Source organism: Xanthomonas sp. NCPPB 901 (genome assembly GCF_056725085.1).
On sequence record NZ_CM161511.1, the window covers coordinates 4,145,356 to 4,164,942 of the forward strand.

Annotated in this window: 14 protein-coding genes; 2 read left to right on the plus strand and 12 right to left on the minus strand. The window is 71.5% G+C overall.

All coding sequences use genetic code 11. The annotated features are described in order from the left end of the window. Positions 1-72: 72 nt before the first annotated feature. The 8 genes from AC1PME_RS17575 to AC1PME_RS17610 form a co-directional block, all read right to left on the minus strand. Positions 73-387, minus strand: a complete 315-nt coding sequence (locus tag AC1PME_RS17575; RefSeq protein ID WP_481096551.1) for a cupin domain-containing protein — start codon at positions 385-387, stop codon at positions 73-75. 87 nt (positions 388-474) lie between these two features. Then, on the minus strand, positions 475-1,314 hold the full coding sequence (locus AC1PME_RS17580; RefSeq protein ID WP_481096552.1) for an AraC family transcriptional regulator: 840 nt from the start codon (positions 1,312-1,314) through the stop codon (positions 475-477). A gap of 82 nt (positions 1,315-1,396) precedes the next feature. After that, complete coding sequence (gene ribD / locus AC1PME_RS17585; RefSeq protein ID WP_481096553.1) at positions 1,397-2,497, minus strand: bifunctional diaminohydroxyphosphoribosylaminopyrimidine deaminase/5-amino-6-(5-phosphoribosylamino)uracil reductase RibD; 1,101 nt, start codon at positions 2,495-2,497, stop codon at positions 1,397-1,399. Continuing rightward, positions 2,494-2,976: a GNAT family N-acetyltransferase gene (locus AC1PME_RS17590; protein WP_481096554.1), complete on the minus strand. Its 483-nt coding sequence runs from the start codon at positions 2,974-2,976 to the stop codon at positions 2,494-2,496. Before AC1PME_RS17590 ends, ribD begins: the two co-directional genes overlap by 4 nt. Positions 2,977-2,978: 2 nt before the next feature. After that, entirely contained in the window at positions 2,979-3,509 is a 531-nt protein-coding gene (nrdR, locus tag AC1PME_RS17595) for a transcriptional regulator NrdR (protein ID WP_254459131.1), read from the minus strand. Between the two features lie 214 nt (positions 3,510-3,723). Further along, on the minus strand, positions 3,724-4,992 hold the full coding sequence (glyA, locus tag AC1PME_RS17600; RefSeq protein ID WP_481096555.1) for a serine hydroxymethyltransferase: 1,269 nt from the start codon (positions 4,990-4,992) through the stop codon (positions 3,724-3,726). 123 nt (positions 4,993-5,115) lie between these two features. Then, positions 5,116-5,631, minus strand: a complete 516-nt coding sequence (locus AC1PME_RS17605; protein ID WP_481096556.1) for an RcnB family protein — start codon at positions 5,629-5,631, stop codon at positions 5,116-5,118. 110 nt (positions 5,632-5,741) lie between these two features. Further along, entirely contained in the window at positions 5,742-6,665 is a 924-nt protein-coding gene (locus AC1PME_RS17610; RefSeq protein WP_481096557.1) for a helix-turn-helix transcriptional regulator, read from the minus strand. A gap of 212 nt (positions 6,666-6,877) precedes the next feature. On the opposite strand from AC1PME_RS17610, the gene AC1PME_RS17615 reads away from it, so the two are divergent. Continuing rightward, positions 6,878-8,344, plus strand: a complete 1,467-nt coding sequence (locus AC1PME_RS17615) for an MFS transporter (RefSeq protein ID WP_481096558.1) — start codon at positions 6,878-6,880, stop codon at positions 8,342-8,344. Between the two features lie 137 nt (positions 8,345-8,481). Continuing rightward, positions 8,482-10,143, plus strand: coding sequence for an energy-dependent translational throttle protein EttA (gene ettA / locus AC1PME_RS17620; protein ID WP_342073042.1), 1,662 nt, complete (start codon positions 8,482-8,484; stop codon positions 10,141-10,143). 356 nt (positions 10,144-10,499) lie between these two features. Here the strand turns inward: ettA and AC1PME_RS17625 are convergent, their stop codons facing one another. The 4 genes from AC1PME_RS17625 to bcsB form a co-directional block, all read right to left on the minus strand. After that, the gene (locus AC1PME_RS17625; protein ID WP_254459137.1) at positions 10,500-11,015 is read right to left on the minus strand and encodes a peptide deformylase; all 516 of its coding nucleotides are present in this window, start codon (positions 11,013-11,015) and stop codon (positions 10,500-10,502) included. A 636-nt stretch (positions 11,016-11,651) separates the two neighbouring features. Then, a complete protein-coding gene (locus AC1PME_RS17630; RefSeq protein WP_481096559.1) occupies positions 11,652-16,133 on the minus strand; it encodes a cellulose synthase subunit BcsC-related outer membrane protein in 4,482 nt (1,493 codons plus the stop codon). Continuing rightward, positions 16,121-17,287 (minus strand): cellulose synthase complex periplasmic endoglucanase BcsZ, encoded by a 1,167-nt coding sequence (gene bcsZ, locus AC1PME_RS17635; RefSeq protein ID WP_307552399.1) that lies wholly within the window; start codon positions 17,285-17,287, stop codon positions 16,121-16,123. Before bcsZ ends, AC1PME_RS17630 begins: the two co-directional genes overlap by 13 nt. Then, a complete protein-coding gene (gene bcsB, locus AC1PME_RS17640; RefSeq protein ID WP_481096560.1) occupies positions 17,284-19,572 on the minus strand; it encodes a cellulose biosynthesis cyclic di-GMP-binding regulatory protein BcsB in 2,289 nt (762 codons plus the stop codon). Before bcsB ends, bcsZ begins: the two co-directional genes overlap by 4 nt. Positions 19,573-19,587: the final 15 nt, after the last annotated feature.

Sequence of the window (19,587 nt, forward strand, 5' to 3'; positions counted from 1 at the left end):
AGATCCACACGTCGTTCGGCGCCGTGCGGCTGCCGCCCTGCTCGCCGGTATTGGCCACGCCGCGCGGCTCGATCAGCAACATGCTGACCTCTTCCAGCGCGGACGTGCGGTGCGCGACGCCCCGGGGCACCACGTACAGTTCGCCGGCGTCGACGAACACGTGGCGATCGACGAAGTCGATCCGCAGCCGTCCTGCAGCACGAGGAAGGCCTCGTCGGTGTGCGCATGCGTGTGCAGGATGAAATCGCCGAGGATCTTGACCAGCTTGAACTGGTAGTCGTTCAGCTCGGCGATCACCCGCGGCTGCCAGTGTTCGGCGATCAGGCCGAGCTTGTGGGCGAAGTTGATGGCGCGCGATGGCGCAGCGGCGGACGGGGACGCGGGCATGGGCTGGACCTGGTCTGGACGGAGGAGGCCCAGTCTGGCGTCGCGTCCCAGGATGGTCTTGTACGATCGTGCACGCCACGCCGCAGCTCAGGCGCGCGCTGGCCGCAGCATCCGCGACCAGCGTCCCGGCGCCATTCCGTAGGCCTGGACGAACTGCCGCGTCAGATGGCTCTGGTCGGTGAAACCGGCCAGCAGCGCCGCCTGCGCCAGCGTCCGGCCCGCCGCGACCAGATCGCGCGCCCGTTGCAGCCGCCGCATCGTCAGGTAGCGATAGGGACTGGTGCCGTAGAGCGCCCTGAAATCCCGCGACAGGCGCCAGCGATCGCGGCCGCTGACCCGCTCCAGATCCTGCAGCGCGATCGGCCGTTCCAGGCAGTCGAGCAGGTAGCCGCGGGCCAGTTCGGCCGCACGATAGTCCACGCCGGCACGGGCCCGGCGGACGCCGGCGGCAGCGGCCAGGGCGTGCGCCAGATCGAACAGGGCATCGGCTTCCTGCAAGGGATCCAGCGCGTCCAGCGACTGCAGCAGCGCACCCGCGGCCGCGCCGAGGCGCCGATCCTGGGAGGTTCCCATGGCGATGAACGGCAGTGCCACGCCGCCCAACACGCGCTGGATCAATGCCGGTTCGATATACGCCATCCGATAGCGGAACCCGGCCTGCGTGCCCGCATGGCCGTCGTGTGGCTCGTCCGGATGCAACACGATCGTCGCGCCGGGCGTGCCGTGGGCCATGGCGCGCCGATAGTGGAAGCTCTGCACACCGGCCAGGGTGCGGCCGATCGCGTAAGTGTCGTGCCGGTGCATGGCATAGCCATGGCCGCCGAAGAACGCCTCGATGCGCTCCAGCCTGCTGGTCGAGGCGACGCGATGCACCCAGTCGCGTTGGCCCGGCAGTCCGCCGTCGCGTCCCACGATGGTCTGCGCCATGCTTCATTCCCTCCAGGATCGCGCCGCGTTCGGCGCGGTGGCCGGCACTGCGGCAACGGCGAACGCCGCCGCGCCGGAGCGCTCAGGGCCGCAGCAACAGGCGCAGGTCATCGCCAAGCTGGCGCACGTCCTGCCATTGCAGCGGCACGCGCTGCGCCATCGTGTCGATGCCGAGCCCGGCCAGCAGCGGTCGGGCGCTGTCGCCCAACAGCAGCGGTGCCATGTACACCAGCAGCTCGTCGACCAGGCCGGCGCGCAGCAGTGCGCCGCTCAGCGTCGCCCCCGCTTCGACCTGCACCTCGTTGATGCCGCGCTCGCCGAGCAGGTGCAGCGCCGCATGCAGGTCGCAGCGGCCGTCGTGCAGCGGCACGGCGGCGAACGCGGCATGCTCCAGCGCCGGCGGCACGCACTGCGGCGCATGCAGGTACAGGGTCGGCGCGCTGCCGTCGCGGACCTTGGCCGGGGCCAGGCTGCGCAGTTGCGCGTCCAGCACCACGCGTAGCGGCGGCAGCACCTCGGTCGCCGCGTCCAGGCGCACGGTCAGCGCCGGGTCGTCGGCCAGCACGGTGCCGGCGCCGGTGAGGATGGCGCCGGCGCGGGCGCGCCAATGCTGCACGTCCTGGCGCGCCGCCGCGCCGGTGATCCATTTCGATTCGCCGCTGGCCAGGGCGGTGCGTCCGTCCAGGCTGGCGCCGAGCTTGATCCGCAGCCACGGCCGACCGCGCTCCACCCGCGACAGGAAACCGCGGTTGAGCGCCCGCGCCTGCGTTTCCATCAGGCCCGCCTGCACCGCGATACCCGCCTCGCGCAGCAGCGCGAAACCGCCGCCGTTGACCTGCGGGAACGGGTCGGCCATCGCCGCCACCACCCGCGCCACGCCGGCCTCGATCAGCGCCAGCGCGCATGGCGGGGTGCGGCCGTAGTGCGCGCACGGCTCCAGGGTCACGTAGGCGGTGGCGCCGCGGGCGCGTTCGCCGGCAGCGCGCAGCGCGAACACCTCCGCGTGCGGGCCGCCGGCACGCTGGTGGAAGCCCTCGCCGACCACCGCGCCGTCGCGCACGAGCACGCAGCCGACCATCGGGTTCGGCCGCGTGGTGTAGGCACCGCGCTCGGCAAGGCGCAGGGCCTGCGCCATCCAGCGATGGTCCTCGGCCGAGAAGCCGGGAACGGCGTCGGCGCTCATGTGGATGCGGCAGCAGCGCCGGCGTCGCGGCGCATCACCACGATCTGCAGCGGCCCCAGCGGCAGGTCGGCGTGGCGCTGCCAGCCGAGCCGCTCATAGAACGGGACCAGCACCGGCTCGCAGTACAGGTACAGCCACTGCACGCCGAAGCCTGCGGCGGCCTGCACGCAGTGCGCGACCAGGGCGGCGCCGACGCCGGCACCGCGCGCCTGCGGCCGCACGTACAACGTGGCCAGCCACGGCGAGCACTGGCGGATGCGTTCGTCGTCGTTCTGCAGCAGGCTCACCGACCCCAGCCAGTCATCGCCGTCCAGGGCGATCCAGCTGGTGGGAATGCGTTTGTCGTCGCGATGGCTGCGCAGGTCGGCCTCGGCCTCCACCACGTTCCATTCCGGCAGCAGCGGGCCGAACGCCTGCAGATGCTCCTGCGCCAGCGCGGGGATGTGCTGCGCGGCCTCGGCCAGACAGACGATGCGCATGCTCAGCGCTTGCCGGCCTTGTCGCCCGGCTTGGCCGCGCGCACCAGGTCCAGCAGCGGCAACTGCTCGCTGCCCACCGGCAACTCGCGCTCGAGCTTTTCGATCTCCTCGCGGAAATCGGCCACGTCCTGGAAGCTGCGGTACACCGAGGCGAAGCGCACGTAGCCGACGTGGTCGAGCTTGCGCAGCTCGGCCATCACGTACTCGCCGACCCGGATCGAGGGCAGTTCGCGCTCGCCGGACATGCGCAGCTGGTGCACCACCGCGCGCACCGCCGCCTCGATCTGCTCCTCGGACACCGGCCGCTTCTGCAGCGCGCGATCGAAGCTGGTGCGCAGCTTGCGCGCATCGAACGCCTCGCGGCCGCCGTCGCTCTTGATCACCGTCGGCAGCTTGAGTTCGATCGTCTCCAGCGTGCTGAAGCGCTCGCCGCAGGCCTCGCACTCGCGACGACGGCGGATCGTCGCACCGTCCTCGGACACGCGCGAATCGATCACCCGGGTATCGGTGTGCTGGCAGAAGGGGCAGTGCATTCAGGGGGCCGGGAATGGGGAAACGGGAATGGAGAATGGGAACGTCAACAGCGCCAGCTTAGCGCTTCTGACCATTCCCGATTCTCCATTCTCCATTCCCGCATCAGCCATATAGGTGCCGGGAGTGGGGAAACGGGAATGGGGAATGGGAACGCCAAAGGCGCCAGCTAGCGCTTTCAACCATTCCCGATTCTCCATTCCCCATTCCCGTTTTTCAGCCATACACCGGATACTTGCGGCACTGCGCCGTCACCGCGTCGCGCACGCGCGCCAGCACGGCGTCGTCGGCCGGGGCGTCGAGCACGTCGGCGATCCAGTTGGCCAGGTCGACGCAGTCCTGTTCCTGGTAGCCGCGGGTGGTGATCGCCGGGGTGCCCAGGCGCAGGCCCGAGGTCACGAACGGCGAGCGCGGGTCGTTGGGCACCGAGTTCTTGTTGACGGTGATGTGGGCCTTGCCCAGCGCCGCCTCGGCGTCCTTGCCCGACACCTCGCGGCCGATCATGTCCACCAGCATCAGGTGGTTCTCGGTGCCGCCGGAGACGATCTTGTAGCCGCGCGCGATCAGGGTCTTGGCCATGGCCTGCGCGTTCTTCACCACCTGCTGCTGGTAGCTGGCGAACCCCGGCTCCAGCGCTTCCTTGAACGCCACCGCCTTGGCCGCGATCACGTGCATCAGCGGGCCGCCCTGGATGCCGGGGAACACGATCGACTGCAGCTTCTTGGACAGGTCCTCGAGCGTGTCGCCGGCGCCGGCGGCGCTGGCCAGGATGATGCCGCCGCGCGGGCCGCGCAGGGTCTTGTGGGTGGTGGAGGTGACCACGTGCGCGTGCGGCAGCGGGGTCGGGTACACGCCGGCGGCGACCAGGCCGGCCACGTGCGCCATGTCCACGAAGAAGTACGCGCCGACCTTGTCGGCGATGGCGCGGAAGCGCGCCCAGTCGATGACCTGCGAGTAGGCGGAGAAGCCCGCCACCACCATCTTCGGCTTGTGTTCCAGGGCCAGCCGCTCGACTTCGTCGTAATCGATCAGGCCCTGGTCGTTGACGCCGTACTGCACGGCGTTGAACAGCTTGCCGGAGGCGTTGACCTTGGCGCCGTGGGTCAGGTGGCCGCCGTGCGCCAGCGACATGCCGAGGATGGTGTCGCCCGGCTGCAGCAGCGCGAAGTACACCGCCTGGTTGGCCTGCGAGCCGCTGTGCGGCTGCACGTTGGCGTAGTCGGCGCCGAACAGTTGCTTGACCCGGTCGATCGCCAACTGCTCGGCGACGTCGACGAATTCGCAGCCGCCGTAGTAGCGCTTGCCCGGATAGCCTTCGGCGTACTTGTTGGTCAGCTGGCTGCCCTGCGCTTCCATCACCAGCGGGCTGCAGTAGTTCTCGCTGGCGATCAGCTCGACATGGTCTTCCTGGCGGCCGGCTTCGGCGGCGATGGCGCGGGCCAGGTCGGGATCGTAGGTTTCGATGCGGGCGTCGCGCGGGAACATCGGGTCTCCAGGGGCATGGACAGAAGGCAGACGACTAGTTTAAGCCCCGCGCGCGCCCGAGGGCGAACCAAAACGCAGACGGCCTCCCGAAGGAGGCCGTCTGGCGGTGTGCCGCGGCCGTGCTCAGCGGCCGCTGAGCACCAGGTCGGCGATGATGCCGGTGGCGATGGCCACCATCAGCAGGTTGCCGCCGTCGTCGCGCACCCAGCGGTAGCCGTAGGGCGGGCGCCGGAGCTGGTAGCGGTCGTAGTCGTAGACCACGTAGTTCGGGCCGTAATAGCGCTGGCCGCGCGCCCAGCGCGGCGGGCCCGGGCGGTAGTAGACGACGTCCGGCCCGTTGCGGTAGCCGTCGCGGTAGCCGCGGTCGTAGGCGCGACGGGCATCGCGGCGGTCGCGCTCGCGGTCGCGCCAGTAGCGCTCGCGATCGGCGTCGCGGTAGCCGCGGTCGTAGGCGCGGTCCGCACGCGGGCCGGGACCCGGCGGCGGCGGCGGGGGCGGCGGCCCCGGCGGGCCCCAGCCCGGTCCGGGACCAGGGCCCGGCCCCGGACCAGCGGGACCCCAGGCGAAGGCGGGCGGCGCCATGAAACCCAGCGCCAGCGCGGACGAGAGGGCGATTGTGGCAAGGCGTTTCATGTTCATGGCAACTCCGTCACGTGGTGTGGCGATCGCATTTAGACCGTTGCCGTCTGAACCGCCTCCTGCTGGAATCGGTTACCTATTCAGCTTTCCCGATCGGGCTAAGAAAGCGTTCATCCAGAGGCGTTTCCGGCCTGCGCGTGCAAGCGCAACAGCGCCGCCTGCGCGGTGTCGTCGGCTGGCAAATAGACCACCAGGCGGTTGCCGTTGCGCGGCGCCGACCACCAGTTGACCTGCTGCAGGCGCAGCTCGCCGGCCTGCGGGTGGCGGAAGCGCTTGAGCTGGTTCTCCACGGCGCGCACCTCGCGGCGCTGCCGCCACAGCGCATCGAACTCGGGCGAGGCGGCGCGGTAGCGCGCCAGCAACGCCTCCCATTCCGGCTCGCCCAGATGCTCGGCCATCGCCGCGCGCAGCAACGCCACCATGTGCTGCAGCACCTCCTGCCGATCGAGCAGCGCGTCGCGCCAGCGCGGATTGGTGAAGGCCTGATAGACGCAGTTGCGGTCGGCGTCCGGCAGGTCGGCCAGGGTCACGCCCATCAGTCGCTCGAAGGCCGGATTGGCGCCGAGGATGTCGAAACGCGGGGTCTGCAGCATCGCCGGCCATGGCCCGAGCTGGTCCAGCAGCATGCGCGCGGTGCCGGTCAGGCGCTGGCACCGCGGCGCCGCCGCGGCCGCCGCCCCACCCACGCCGGCCAGCGCCAGCACATGCGCGGTTTCGACCTCCGAACACTGCAAGGCCGCGGCGATGGCGGTCAGCACGCGCGCGGAGGCGCGGACCGGGCGCCCCTGTTCGAGCCAGGTGTACCAGGTCACGCCGACATCGGCGAGCAGGGCCACCTCCTCGCGCCGCAGGCCGGGGGTACGGCGCCTGCCGCCGCGCGGCAGCGCCAGCCGCGCCGGGTCCAGGCTCTCGCGGCGCGCGCGCAGGAAGGCGCCGAGCGCACGCGCACGCTCGGCGGCCAGGGCCGGCCCGGTGTCACTGGGCGCCGCCGCGGGCGGCGGCGTGGGGAGGGAACGCTCGACCTGCACTTGCATGATGTTCTCCGTTGTTCGGCGGCCACGCAGGCCGATCGCCCGCGCGCCGGATGATTCGGCGGCCGCGGCGCCCCGCCAGGCATGGCCGGCGGCGGTCGCCGACGACGCGTCGGTTGCGCCGCCGAGCGCACATCCGGCCCCCAGGGAGGTAGCTTCAGTACCAGGATAAATCACTCCTTGTACCAGTTTATCCGCGCTCCATACTGCGCGCCATGACCACGCCTTCCTCCCCCGCCCTCGTCCCTTCCCCCACCCTGAGCCACCGCGGCCTCGGCATCCTGCTGATCGGGCAGATGCTGCCGTTGATCGACTTCTCCATCCTCAACGTCGCGCTCGGCTCGATCGCGCGCACGCTGCATGCCTCGGCGATGCAACTGGAGCTGATTGTGGCCGTCTACGGCGTCGCCTTCGCGGTGGGCCTGGCGGCCGGTGGCCGGCTCGGCGACAACCTCGGCCGGCGCCGCGTGTTCGGCGCCGGCGTGCTGCTGTTCGGCCTGGCCTCGTTGCTGTGCGGGGTGGCCGGTTCGGTGACGGCGCTGCTGGCCGGCCGCGTCCTGCAGGGACTCGGCGCGGCGCTGGCGGTGCCGCAGATCCTCGCCACCATCCACGTCAGCCTGCACGGCAAGGCGCACGCCCGGGCGCTGGCGCTGTACGGCTCGCTGGGCGGCATCGCCTTCGTCATCGGCCAGGTGCTGGGCGGATCGCTGGTCAGCGCCGACATCGCCGGCTCCGGCTGGCGCAGCGTGTTCCTGATCAACCTGCCGTTCTGCGTGCTAGCGCTGGCCAGCCTGCGCGCCGTGCCGGAGACCCGCTCGGCGCGGCGGATGCCGCCCGACCTGGCCGGCGCCGGGCTGCTGGGGCTGTTCCTGGCCTGCCTGCTGCTGCCATTGGCGCTGGGCCCGGCGCTGCACTGGCCGCCGGCGTGCCTGGCGGTGCTGGCCGCCTGCCTGCCGCTGCTGGCGGCGCTGACGCGGGTGGAACTTTGGCAGGAACGCCGCGGGCGCACGCCGCTGCTGCCGCCGGCCTTGCTGCGGCTGCCCAGCGTGCGCTTCGCGCTGCTGCTGGGCGGGGTGTTCTTCACCTGCTGGAGCGGCTTCATGTTCGTGCTGGCGCTGACCCTGCAGACCGGCGCCGGGCTCTCGCCGTTGCACTCGGGCAACGCCTTCATCGTGCTGGGGGCGGCCTACTTCGCCTCCGCGCTGGTCAGCGCCCGCGTCGCGGCGCGCTGCGGCCCGGTGTCCACGTTGCTGCTCGGCTGCATGCTGCAGATGCTGGGCCTGCTGGCGCTGGCGTGGACGCTGCACGCCGTGTGGCCGCATCCGGGCGCGCTCAACCTGGCCCCGGCGACGGCGCTGATCGGTGCCGGCCAGGCCTGGATCGTGGCCAGCTTCTACCGCATCGGCCTGTCGCAGGTCCCCACCGAACACGCTGGCGCGGGCAGCGCCATGCTCTCCACCATCCTGCAGGCGGCCATGGGCCTGGGTCCGGCGGCGCTCGGCGCGATCTATGCCCACGCCCGCGGCGGCGGCAGCCTGGCGGCGATGCAGGCGGCGCTGACCAGCGAGTGGCTGGCGATGCTGCTGCTGGTGCTCTGCGCGGTGTTCTACCTGCGCCGGCAGCGCCGTGCGGGCGCATCGGCGACGGCGACGACCGCGACGCTGCCGCCGATCGCCGAGTAGCCGCGTGGCGCGGCCCGCGCGTGCTGGCGCGCGCCCGTGCGGCCCAGCTTGGCGGCGGCCGTGCGGCTATAATCCGCCATCCCTTTCGACGCCCTCCGGCCGCCGGCCGGCGGGCGCCCTGCGCCTTTGGAGCCGCCATGTCGCAATACATCTACACCATGAACCGGGTCAGCAAGACCGTGCCGCCCAAGCGCCAGATCATCAAGGACATCTCGCTGTCGTTCTTCCCCGGCGCCAAGATCGGCCTGCTCGGCCTCAACGGCGCCGGCAAGTCCACCGTGCTGAAGATCATGGCCGGCGTGGACACCGATTTCGAAGGCGAGGCGCGTCCGCAGCCCGGCACCAAGGTCGGCTACCTGGCGCAGGAGCCGGAGCTGGACCCGAACAAGACCGTGCGCGAGTCGGTCGAGGAAGGCGTGGGCGAAGTGCTGCAGGCGCAGGCCGCGCTGGAAGCGGTGTACGCCGCCTACGCCGAGGAAGGCGCCGACTTCGATGCGCTGGCCAAGGAACAGGAGCGCCTGGAGGCGATCCTCGCCGCCGGCGATGCGCACACCCTGGAGAACCAGCTCGACGTGGCCGCCGACGCGCTGCGGCTGCCGCCGTGGGACGCCAAGATCGCCAACCTGTCCGGCGGCGAGAAGCGCCGCGTGGCGCTGTGCCGGCTGCTGCTGCAGAAGCCGGACATGCTGCTGCTCGACGAACCGACCAACCACCTCGACGCCGAGTCGGTGGAGTGGCTGGAGCAGTTCCTGGCGCGCTACACCGGCACCGTGGTGGCGGTCACCCACGATCGCTACTTCCTCGACAACGCCGCCGAGTGGATCCTGGAACTGGACCGCGGCCGCGGCATTCCGTGGAAGGGCAACTACACCGAATGGCTGATGCAGAAGGACGAGCGCCTGAAGCAGGAAGAGAACCAGGAAAAGGCACGGCAGAAGGCGATCCAGAAGGAACTGGAGTGGGCGCGGCAGAACGCCAAGGGCGGCCGCTCCAAGGGCAAGGCGCGTCTGGCGCGCCTGGACGAACTGCAGTCGGTCGATTACCAGAAGCGCAACGAGACCAACGAAATCTTCATCCCGCCGGGCGAGCGCCTGGGCAACTCGGTGATGGAGTTCAAGAACGTCTCCAAGAAGTTCGGCGACCGCCTGCTGATCGACAACCTGTCGATGATCATCCCGCCGGGCGCGATCGTCGGCATCATCGGCCCCAACGGCGCCGGCAAGTCGACCCTGTTCAAGATGATCACCGGGCAGGAGAAGCCGGATTCGGGCGAGATCGTGGTCGGCCCGACCGTGCAGCTGTCGTACGTGGACCAGAGCCGCGACAAGCTGGAAGGCAACCACAACGTCTTCCAGGAAATCGCCGGCGGCCTGGACATCCTCAACATCAACGGCGTGGAGATCCAGTCGCGCGCCTACATTGGCCGCTTCAATTTCAAGGGCCAGGACCAGCAGAAGATGGTTGGTTCGCTGTCCGGCGGCGAGCGCGGCCGCCTGCACATGGCCAAGACCCTGCTGCAGGGCGGCAACGTGCTGCTGCTCGACGAACCGTCCAACGACCTGGACATCGAAACCCTGCGCGCGCTGGAAGACGCGCTGCTGGAGTTCCCGGGCAACACCTTCGTCATTTCGCATGACCGCTGGTTCCTGGACCGCATCGCCACCCACATCCTCGCCTTCGAGGGCGATTCGCACGTGGAGTTCTTCCAGGGCAACTACCGCGAGTACGAGGAAGACAAGAAGCGCCGCCTGGGCGACGACGCCGGTCCCAAGCGCCTGCGTTTCAAGGCGCTGAAGTAAGCCGCTCGCCCCACGTTGTCCCCGCCACGGCCCGCCTCGCGCGGGCCGTGTGCGTTTTGGGCGACGGCTGGCTTGGGACGCGTTCGGGCTCCGGGAGCCCGGTGGAAGTCAACCGTCATGCGGCCGCGACGCGCGAAGTGGCGTGCTTTCCGATGGCGCCATGCATCGGGACTGAAGTCCCTCCCACAATGCACCCGGCGAACTCGCCGCAAGCCCCTGTGGGAGCGACTTCAGTCGCGACGGGCTCTACCGGTAAAGCCGGTCGCGGCTGAAGTCGCTCCCACAAGGAACGCTGCACCGTGTGCATGCGGCGCGGACGGCCAGGCTTGCGTCGGCCACGCCACGCATCCCGCGCGCTACAAGTCGTACGACAGCACGTCCTCGAAGCCGAACTTGTCGAAGTCGCGGATGCGCGAGGGATACAGCCGGCCGATCAGATGGTCGTGCTCGTGCTGCACCACGCGGGCATGGAAACCCTCGGCGTCGCGCTGCAGCGGGGTGCCGTCCGGCAGCACGCCGCGGTAGCGGATGTGCCGGTAGCGCGGAATCACCGCGCGCAGGCCGGGAATGGACAGGCAGCCTTCCCAGCCATCTTCCAGTTCGTCGGACAGCGGTTCGATTTCCACGTTGGCCAGGGCCGTGCGCGGCACCGGCGGCGCGTCCGGATAGCGCGCGTTGCGCTCGAAGCCGAACACCATCAGTTGCAGGTCCACCGCGATCTGCGGCGCGGCCAGGCCGACGCCGCGCGCGGCGTCCATGGTCTCGAACATGTCGGCCACCAGCGCATGCAGTTGCGCGCTGTCGAAGTCGGTGACCGGCGGCGCCTGGCGCAGCAGGCGCGGGTCGCCCATGCGGATGATGTCGCGGATCATGTGCGGGCTCCTGGCAATGGGGATGGCCGCGATTATCCGCCGTGGCGGCGGCGCGTGCAGCGGGGCGGCGGCGTCCCCTGCCCCAACTGCGGCCTGCCGCGGTGCAATCCCCGCGTTGCGGCGAAGCGCTGGCGACATTCTGCAGGAGTGAACTGTCATGCAGCCGCGACGCGCGGCGTGGCGCGCTTCCCGATGACGCAATGCGTCGGGACTGAAGTCCCTCCCACAGTGCACCCAGCCAACGTATCGCGCGTTCCGTCACAAGTGGTTCCACATCGCCGTGGGCCATCCGCCCAGACGGATGTCCACACGTGACGCCCGCCTGACGTCGCTCCCACAGGATGGGCTGGGCATCCTTGTGGGAGGGACTTCAGTCCCGACGACGGGGGGTGTCAGTCGACTTTCGGCCTCGCTTGTCGCCGCTGCATGACAGTTGACTCCTGCGCCGGTATCCGCGCGGCGCGCCCCCTACTCCGGCACGTACCGCCCCGTCTGACGTCACTCCCACAGGATGGGCTGGACATCCTTGTGGGAGGGACTTCAGTCCCGACGACGGAGGGTGTCAGTCGACTTTCGGCTTCGCTCGTCGCCGCTGCATGACAGTTGACTCCTGCGCCGGTATCCGCGCAGCGCGCCCTACTCCGGCACGTACGGCGAGGCCAGCACCTGCGGGCGGCGGCCGAGGCCGGCGCCGAGCCGGTCGAGCACGAAACGCACGTAGAGGTTGGTGCTGAACTGGGTGTAGTCGCGCGCGTTGTTGAACAGCAGGCGGCCGCCCAGGAACAGTTGCGGGGCGATCTGCCATTCGGCCGCGCCGGCGATGTTGTAGGACATGCCGGTCTTGCTCTGCCCGGCATACACCGGCGCGACGTAGCGGTCGGTCAGCCCCAGCAACGCGGCCAGCGAAGCGGCGTCGTAGGCGGCCTGCTGCATCTGCGCGCTGGTCGGGAAGTACGGGCTGTCGTCGCTGCGGAAATGCTGCACGCCGACGCTGGCGTCCACGCTCCAGTTGACCGTGCGCCCGGCCGTGCGCCCGCTCCAGTGCACCGGGAAACCCAGGTCCACGTAGTCCTGCGGACTGAAGTAGCCGCCCTGTCCATAGGTGTAGCCGCCCAGGTTCTTGTCGTACTGCATCGCGGTCAGGTTGAGGCCGGCGGTCAGCGACTGGTTCTCGGTGTCCAGCGCGTGCACGTACACGCCGAGGTCGACCTGGCGGTGGTCGTTGCTGGCGACGTTGCGGCCGACCAGGCGGTCGGCGCCGATGCTGGCGTAGCCGCCGAGCAGGCCGTTGTCGAGGGTCGCCGACAGGCGCAGGCCGTTGCTGGTCACGCCGCCCCAGCCGAGTCCGGCGCGGCCGTCGTCGACGCCGCCGAAGGACAGCAGGCTGTCGCTGACCGCGCGCCGGAACACCTCGCCCGAGTAGGTCAGGCTGTCGCCGGCCTGGCCGCGATAGCCGACGCCGCCGACGATGCGGCGCTCGGGGAAGCCGACCGGGGTGCTGCCCAGGTCGGCGCTGAAGCCGCCGTTCTTGTAGGTCACCGCCACGCCGACGCCGCGTGCGTCCTGGTCCATGCGCCGCGCGCCGTTGCCGTTGGCGGCCATGGTGTACAGCGCCTGGCTGAAGCCGGCCGGGGTCAGCGCCGCGGCGGTAGGGTTGGCGGCCAGGTTGCGGAAACGGGCGATGTCGGCGGCGCTGAGGTCGGCGCTGCGCGACGCATCGCCGAGGATGGCGCTGGCCAGCGTGCCGATCGCGGTGTCGGCGGCGGTGTTGCCGAGCAGGAACGCCGACAGCGGCTCGGCGTACAGCGCCTGCAGCGCCGCGGACTCGCGCTGCGCGTTGGTCAGCGCCGGGTCGGTGTCGTTGAACAGCTTGTTGTACAGCCCGGTGTTGACCGCATAGGTGCGCAGCGCATTGCGGGTGGCGTTGCTGTCGCCCTCGGTGAGCAGCAGTTGGTACAGGTCGCTGCCGACCAGGCTGTCGATCGGGGTGCGGTCGGCGGCCAGCGCATCGCCCATCGCCGCGGCGGGGCCGGCGCCGAAACGGCTGGCGGTGGCATAGCCGGTGCCGAGCGTGCCGGCGTCGAGCAGGGTCGGGGTGACGTCGACCTGCAGCTTGCCCTCGCCCACCGCGAACTCGCCGTGCAGCGGCACTTCCAGGTCGCGCAGCCGGCCCAGGCCGGCCTCGCCATCGCGGGCGCGGTAGCTGGCGCCGGTGGCGAGGCTGTCGCTATTCTCGGCCTGCACCTCGCGCAGCTCGTCGAGCACGCTGGAACCGCCGGCGGAGGCGGACGGTGCGGCCGGCTGGCGCAACGACGCGCGCGGCGCGGCCGCCAGCAGCCCGTCGTCGGCCAGCGCGCGCGGCGCGCTGCGGGCGATGGGGCTGCGCTGGCCCGGCACCGGCAACGCGGCCAGGGCCACGCCCGTGGCGCTGGCGCTGGCCGGCGGCGGCAGGTCGTCGCCACCGGTCAGCGCCGTCGCGGACGCCGGCAGCGCGGGCGCCGCGTCGGCCGGTGCCGGCACGCCGCCGCCGAGGCTATCGGACACCACCGCGGCGCTGCGCAGCATGCGCCCGGTCATGCCGGCGAACGGATTGAGCGGGCGCCCGGCGGCGGCGTACGCCGCCGGGCCGTTGGCGGCCGGCAGGCCGTTGTCGTACTGGCCGGCCTCGCGCGCCTGCGCCGCCAGCGCGGCGCGGAAGTAGCGCTCGGCCTTGCGGTTCTTGCCGGCGCTGCGGTACACGCGGCCGGCGGCGGCGAGCACCTGCGGCGACTCCGGCGCCTGCGCCAGCGCGCGCTGCAGGTAGTCCTCGGCACCGCGCAGGTCGCGCAGCGCGGCGGCGGTGTTGGCCGCGGCGATCAGCGTGTCCAGGTCGTTGGGCGACTGCTGCAGTTGCTGCTGGTACAGCACCAGCGCCTGGCGCTGGTCGCCGGCGGCGGCATACAGCCGCGCCAACGCGGCCACCGCCTGCGGGTCCTGGTTCTGCTGCGCCAGCAGCGGCGCCAGCGCGTCGTAGGCGGCTTCGAGATTACCCAGTTCGCGCAGCGCATCGACCTGGCGCAGCACGTAGCCGCTGCGCAGCGCCTGGTAGCGGCGCTGCTGCTCGGCGCTCATGTCGCTGTCGCGCAACTGGCGCAGGGTCGCCGCCAGTTCCGCGTCCTGGTGCGCGCGCAGCAGCACGCCGGCGTACTGCAGGCGCGCCTCGGTGGTGGGGTCGTGCGCGACCAGGCGTTGCGCCAGGGTCAGCGCACGCTGGTTGCTGCCGATGTCGGCATAGGCGCCGGCCATCGCCGCCAGCAGCGCCGGCTGCTCCAGCGCATCGCCCAGCGCGGCCTCGGTGCGGCCCAGCAGCAACTGCGCTTCGCCGCCGCGGCCCTGCTGTTGCAGCAGGCGCGCCTGCGCCGCCTGCTGTTCCACCCAGGCGGTGTTGCGCAGCGCACGCATCTCGGCGGTGCGCGCATTAGCCGGGATGCGCTCCAGGCTGGCGTAGGCGCTGGCCCAGTCGCCGCGTTCCTGCGCCAGCAGCGCGTTGGCGTACAGCGCCTCGGGCATGTCGCCATGCACCGCGAGCAGGCCGTCCATGACGCTGCGCGCCTGGTCCGGACGCCCGGCCTGCTGGTACAGGCGCGCCAGGTCCAGGCGCACCCACGGATCGCCGGGGTTGTCGACCATGGCCGCCTCCAGGTCGCTCTGCGCGGTCACGGTGTCGCCAGCCTCGAGCGCCTGTTGCGCGCGGGCGCGCTGCAGGTTGGCTTTCAGCGCGGCCTCGCCGCCGGCCTGCTGGCGCTGCGCCGGGCTGAGCCGGGCGAACAGCGCACTGGCCTCGGTGGCCCGGCCCTGGCGGCTGTACAGGGCGATCAGGCCCTGCAGCGCGCCGGGATCGTCGGCGTGCAGGCGCAGCGCCTCGCGGTAGCTCTTCTCGGCCGCGGCGGCATCGCTGGCCGACTGCAGGTCGCCCAGCAACGCGTAGCCGGCGGCCTCCTCGGGCTTGAGCTTGACCGCCTGCTGGACCAGGCGCAGCGCGGCATCGCTGTCGCCGCGCGCGCGCGCGGCCTGCGCCTGCTGCAACTGCAGCCAGTAGCGCGCGCTGTCCAGCGCGCCGCGCCACTTGCCGTTGGCGGCCGCGGCCGGACGCAGCAGCTCCTGCGCTTCGCCGAAGCGCTGCTGGCGCAGCCGCACCGAGCCCAGGCCACCGAGCGCCTCGGCATCGCGCGGACGCGCGCGCAGCACCTGCGCGAAGCGCTGTTCGGCCAGCGCCAGGTTGCCGGCATTGAGCGCCTTGAAGCCCTCGCCCAACTGTTCGCCGGCCGGGTCGCCGCCTTGCGCGCGCCGCGCCTGCAGTTGCGTCAGCTTGTTGGCGACCTCGGCATCGTTCGGATTGGCGGCCAGGAACGCCTGGTACAGCGGCGCATCGGCGAGGCCGGCATTGAGCCACAGCAGGGCCTGGCGCCAGGCGGCGCGGGCCGGGCCGGCGACATCGGCGCGCTTGCTCAGCGCGGCGAGCTGGGCGATGCCCTCGCGCCGCGACGGTTCGCGGTAGGTCAGCACCTGCGCCAGCGCCAGCGCCGCGGCGGTGTTGTCCGGCTGCGCGGCGGCCAGGCGGCGCAGGCCGTCGCGTGCGCCCTCCCAGCCCTGCGGCGTGCCGGCCAGCACCTGGTAGTACTCCAGCGCCAGCGCGTCCGGCGGGCCCTTGCCGTCGAACAGCGCCTGGTAGGCGCGCACCGCGTCCACGTAGCGCCCGGCGGCGGCGGCGCGGCGCGCGTTGCGCAGATCGACGTTGTCGGCGGTCCCGCCGATCGCCATGGCCAGGCGCTGGGTCTGCGGCGCCTGCGGATGCGCCTTCTGCAATTGCGCCAGGCGCTTGCGCGCGTCGGTCTGGCGGCCCTGCGCCAGATCGATCTGGGCCAGGCCGAGCAAGGCGTCGGGCTGGTTCGGATCGACCTGCAGCAACTTGCGCCAGGCGTCGGCGGCGAGATCGTCGCGGCCCTGGTCGTGCCAGTAGTTGCCCTGGCTGACCAGCTGCTGGGTGGCGGCGGCGTTCTGCGCGTGCGCGCTGCCGGCCAGCAGGCACAGGTCGATCATGCCGGCCAGGTACAGGGGCTTGAGGTTCATGCGGAGCATTGGGTTCTCCAGGCGGGCTGCAGCGCGCCGTCTGCGGAAAAACGATAGCGGTTGTCGAGCCAGGCGCGGCCGAACAGGATCAGCACCCGGTCGTAATAGGGAAGCCGGGCCGCGGCGGCAGCGCCGGGCGCGGGAATGCGTTGCGCCTGCGCCTTGAGCAGCGCCGGTTCGCGCAGCGCGCTCAGATACGGCAGCAGGGCGGCGGAGAAGCCGGGCGGCGCCTGGCCGCTGCCGACGCCGTGGCGGGTGTCGATTTTCTCGTCGAGATGGCCCTGCGCGCGCAGTTGCTGCAGCGGCCCGGACAGGTCGTCGAGCAGCGCCTTGCGCAGCGGCTCGGCAGGGTCGAGCATGCCGGCCCACAGGTACACGCGGATCGCGTCGTAGCTGCCCAGCGCGCCCTTGTCCGGATCGACGCCGAATGCGCGGCCGTCCCAGGCGGTCCAGTCCGGCGCGAAACCGATCGGCGCGCTATCGCGCAGCAGCCGCGCGCTGCGCGTGGCCAGGCCGGCCCACGGCCCCTTCGGATCGACTGCGGCGAAGCGCCGCAGCAGTTGGATCGGCAGGTAGCTGGGGTTGAGCGTCCAGCGCTGCGGCTTGACGAAGCCCTTGGCCGCCGGCAACACCATGCTGCCGAAACCGGGCAGTTCTGCCAGTTCGGTGCGACGCACCAGCGCCAGCGTCTGCAGGCCGGCCTGGGTATAACCCGGCCGTTGCCACAGGCGCCCGGCCTCGAGCAGCGCGTAGGCGATCCACAGGTCGGCGTCGCTGGCGCTGTTGCCGTCGAGCACGCGCCAGCCGCCGTCGCTGGCGCGGCCCCACAGCCAGGCCGGCAGCACCTGTTGCGGGCGGCCGCCGCACAGGTTGTGCCGGGTCCAGCCGAGCACCCGCTCGAACAGCACCTGGTCGTTGGCCACCAGCGCGAAGAACAGCGCGTAGGACTGGCCTTCGGAGGTGCTGCGCTGGTCGGCGTGCTGGAAATCGATCACCCGCCCGCTGGCATCGAGATGCTTGCCGACGAACGCGGTCCACTCGCGCCACGGCGCGCAGGCCGGCGCCGCCGCAAGCGCGGCGCGCGCCGGCGGCAGCAGCGTCGCCGCACCGGCGGCGAGCAGGCCGCCAAGCAGGCGACGGCGTTGGCCGGTGTGTCCGTTCACCGCCCTTCCTGCAACCGTGCCGCCGAATGCCGGCGCAGCACCACGCGCGCGGCCAGCGCCAACAGCATGCTCAGCGCCAGCACGGCCAGCCCCAGCAGCAGCGGGTGCTGCGAGAAGTACCAGCGCGCCCAGGTCGGCAGCGGCAGGTGGCCGACGTAGTAGGTCTGGTTGCCGGCCAGGCTGCGCACCTTGCCCTTCTGCAACAGCACCACGCTGCCCTGGAAGTCCTTCAGCGTGGCCGGCTCGAACCAGGCGTCGAAGAAGTCCTCGACGCTGGCCGGGTCCTCGGCCAGCAGCGCCACCACGCTGCGCCCGGCCTTCAGCGGCGACTGGAAGCCCATCAGCACCACGTCGCCGGGCGCGGGCTTCACCGCCACCTCGGCGGTGGTCGGCAGGTCGGTGCGGCGCGGATCGACCGACAGGAAGCCGGGCAGCTTGTCCAGCACCCAGTCGCTCATCGCGAAGCGCCGCCCGCTGGCGCCGTCGCCGATCGGCAGCGCCGCGCTCCAGCGCTGGAACAGCGGCTGCGAGCGCAGGCTGCCGAACACCAGCAGGTCGCTGTCGGCGTGCTTGTCGACCTCGGCGGCGTGGATCAGGGTCACCCGCAGCGCCGGGTAGCCGGTCGACGCGCCGAGCCGGCCGAGCAGGGTCAACAGATTGGCCATGTCCTGATCGCCGATCTCGTCGGGCACCACCACGGTCGACTCGGACAGGTCGGCCAGGCGGGTGAACGGGAAGCCGGCATTGCCGAACGCGGCCAGGTTCGGCATCGCCATGTAGTGATGGAACGAACTCAGGTCCACCGTGGAATCGGCGTCGATCGCGCCGGACACGTCGGGGAAGGTGTTCTTGCACGCCTCCGCCTGCGGGCGGTCGAAGAAGAAGTGGAAGCGCAGCTGGCTGTTGGCCGAGAACGGTCCGGTCGGCAGCAGCAGCGTCTGCTCCACCGGCATCGCGCCCTTGGGCGAGAGCGCGTGCCACCAGCGCAGCGGCAACGACTCGGCGTAGGCGTGGCCGGTCAGCGGCAGCGTGGTCACGAAGGCGTCGTTGATGCTGACGTTGAGCGCGGATTTGTTCTGCGTCTCCGGCACCGTGTAGCGATAGCGCAGGTTGACCGGGATGCCGTCGCGCTGCCACACGAACAGGTCCGGCGGCAGTTGCAGGCCGACCCGGATCAGGTCGGGGTGGTAGCCGCTGACGTTCAATTGCGAAGTCTGCGCGACCAGGTCGCCGAAGCGCACCGGCGTGTCGCTGGAGATCCAGTTGGGCGCGTCATAGGGCTTGCGCGGCTGCGCCTGCTTCAGTTCGCCGATGCGCGCCACCGGGCCATTGAACGGCGTGCCCAGGCTCAGCGCGATGGCGGCCTGCTGCAGCTCGGCGTCGTCGCGGCCCAGCACCAGCAGCAGCTTGCCGGTGGCATCGCGCGGATTGGTGATCATCGCCAGGGTCGGCCCGGCGATCTCGTTCAGGCCGGCCTGGGTCGCGGCCAGCTCCGCCGGCAGGGTCGCAGCGGTGGCGAACAGCACCGCGTTGCCGGTGACCGGCACCTCGCCGATGGTCACGCCGAAGGACGCGCCGCGGTAGCCGGCCTGCGCGCCGAACCAGGAGGCGACGATGCCGGCGCTGCGCAGCATGGCCAGGTCCGGGCGCTGCGGGAACACGAACGGCAGGTCCAGGCGGCGCGTATCGCGCTTGTCGTAGAACGGCACCGGCAGCAGCGCCAGATCGTTGCGCAGCAGCAGCGGGGTGGCGGTCAGCGACAGCCGCGTGGACGGATCGATGTTGGCCCACAGGCTGGTGTGGTCCGGGTCCTCGCAGTCGCGGGTGTAGTGGCCGATCAGCTGCAGATTGAGCCGGTTGTAGTCGCTGATCAGGCGCGGATCGATCGGCACGTCGCTCTGCTGCAGCTTGCCGGCGTTCTCGCGGCTGACCGGCAGGGTCGCCACGGTGACGCCGTTGACGCTGACCTTCAGGTGCGACAGGTCCGGCAGCAGCGCCGGCGAATAGCTGTAGACCAGGTGCAGGTTCGCCGCCTGCACCACCTCGTCGGTACGCGTGCTGAAGGCGATGCCGGCGCTGCCCTGGATGCCGCGCAGGGTCATCTCGTAGTCCACGCCGAGCTGCTTGAGCGTGGCCGAGCGCTCGCGTTCGACCGGGGCCGGCCGCGCCGTGGCGGTCGCTGCGGCGGCCGGCGCGCGCGTGGTGGCAGGAAGGGTCGGCTCCTTGGCCAGGGCCAGGCCGGACAGGACCGTGAGACAGCATGCAGCCAGGGCAGGGAGACGCATCGACGGCAACCGGAA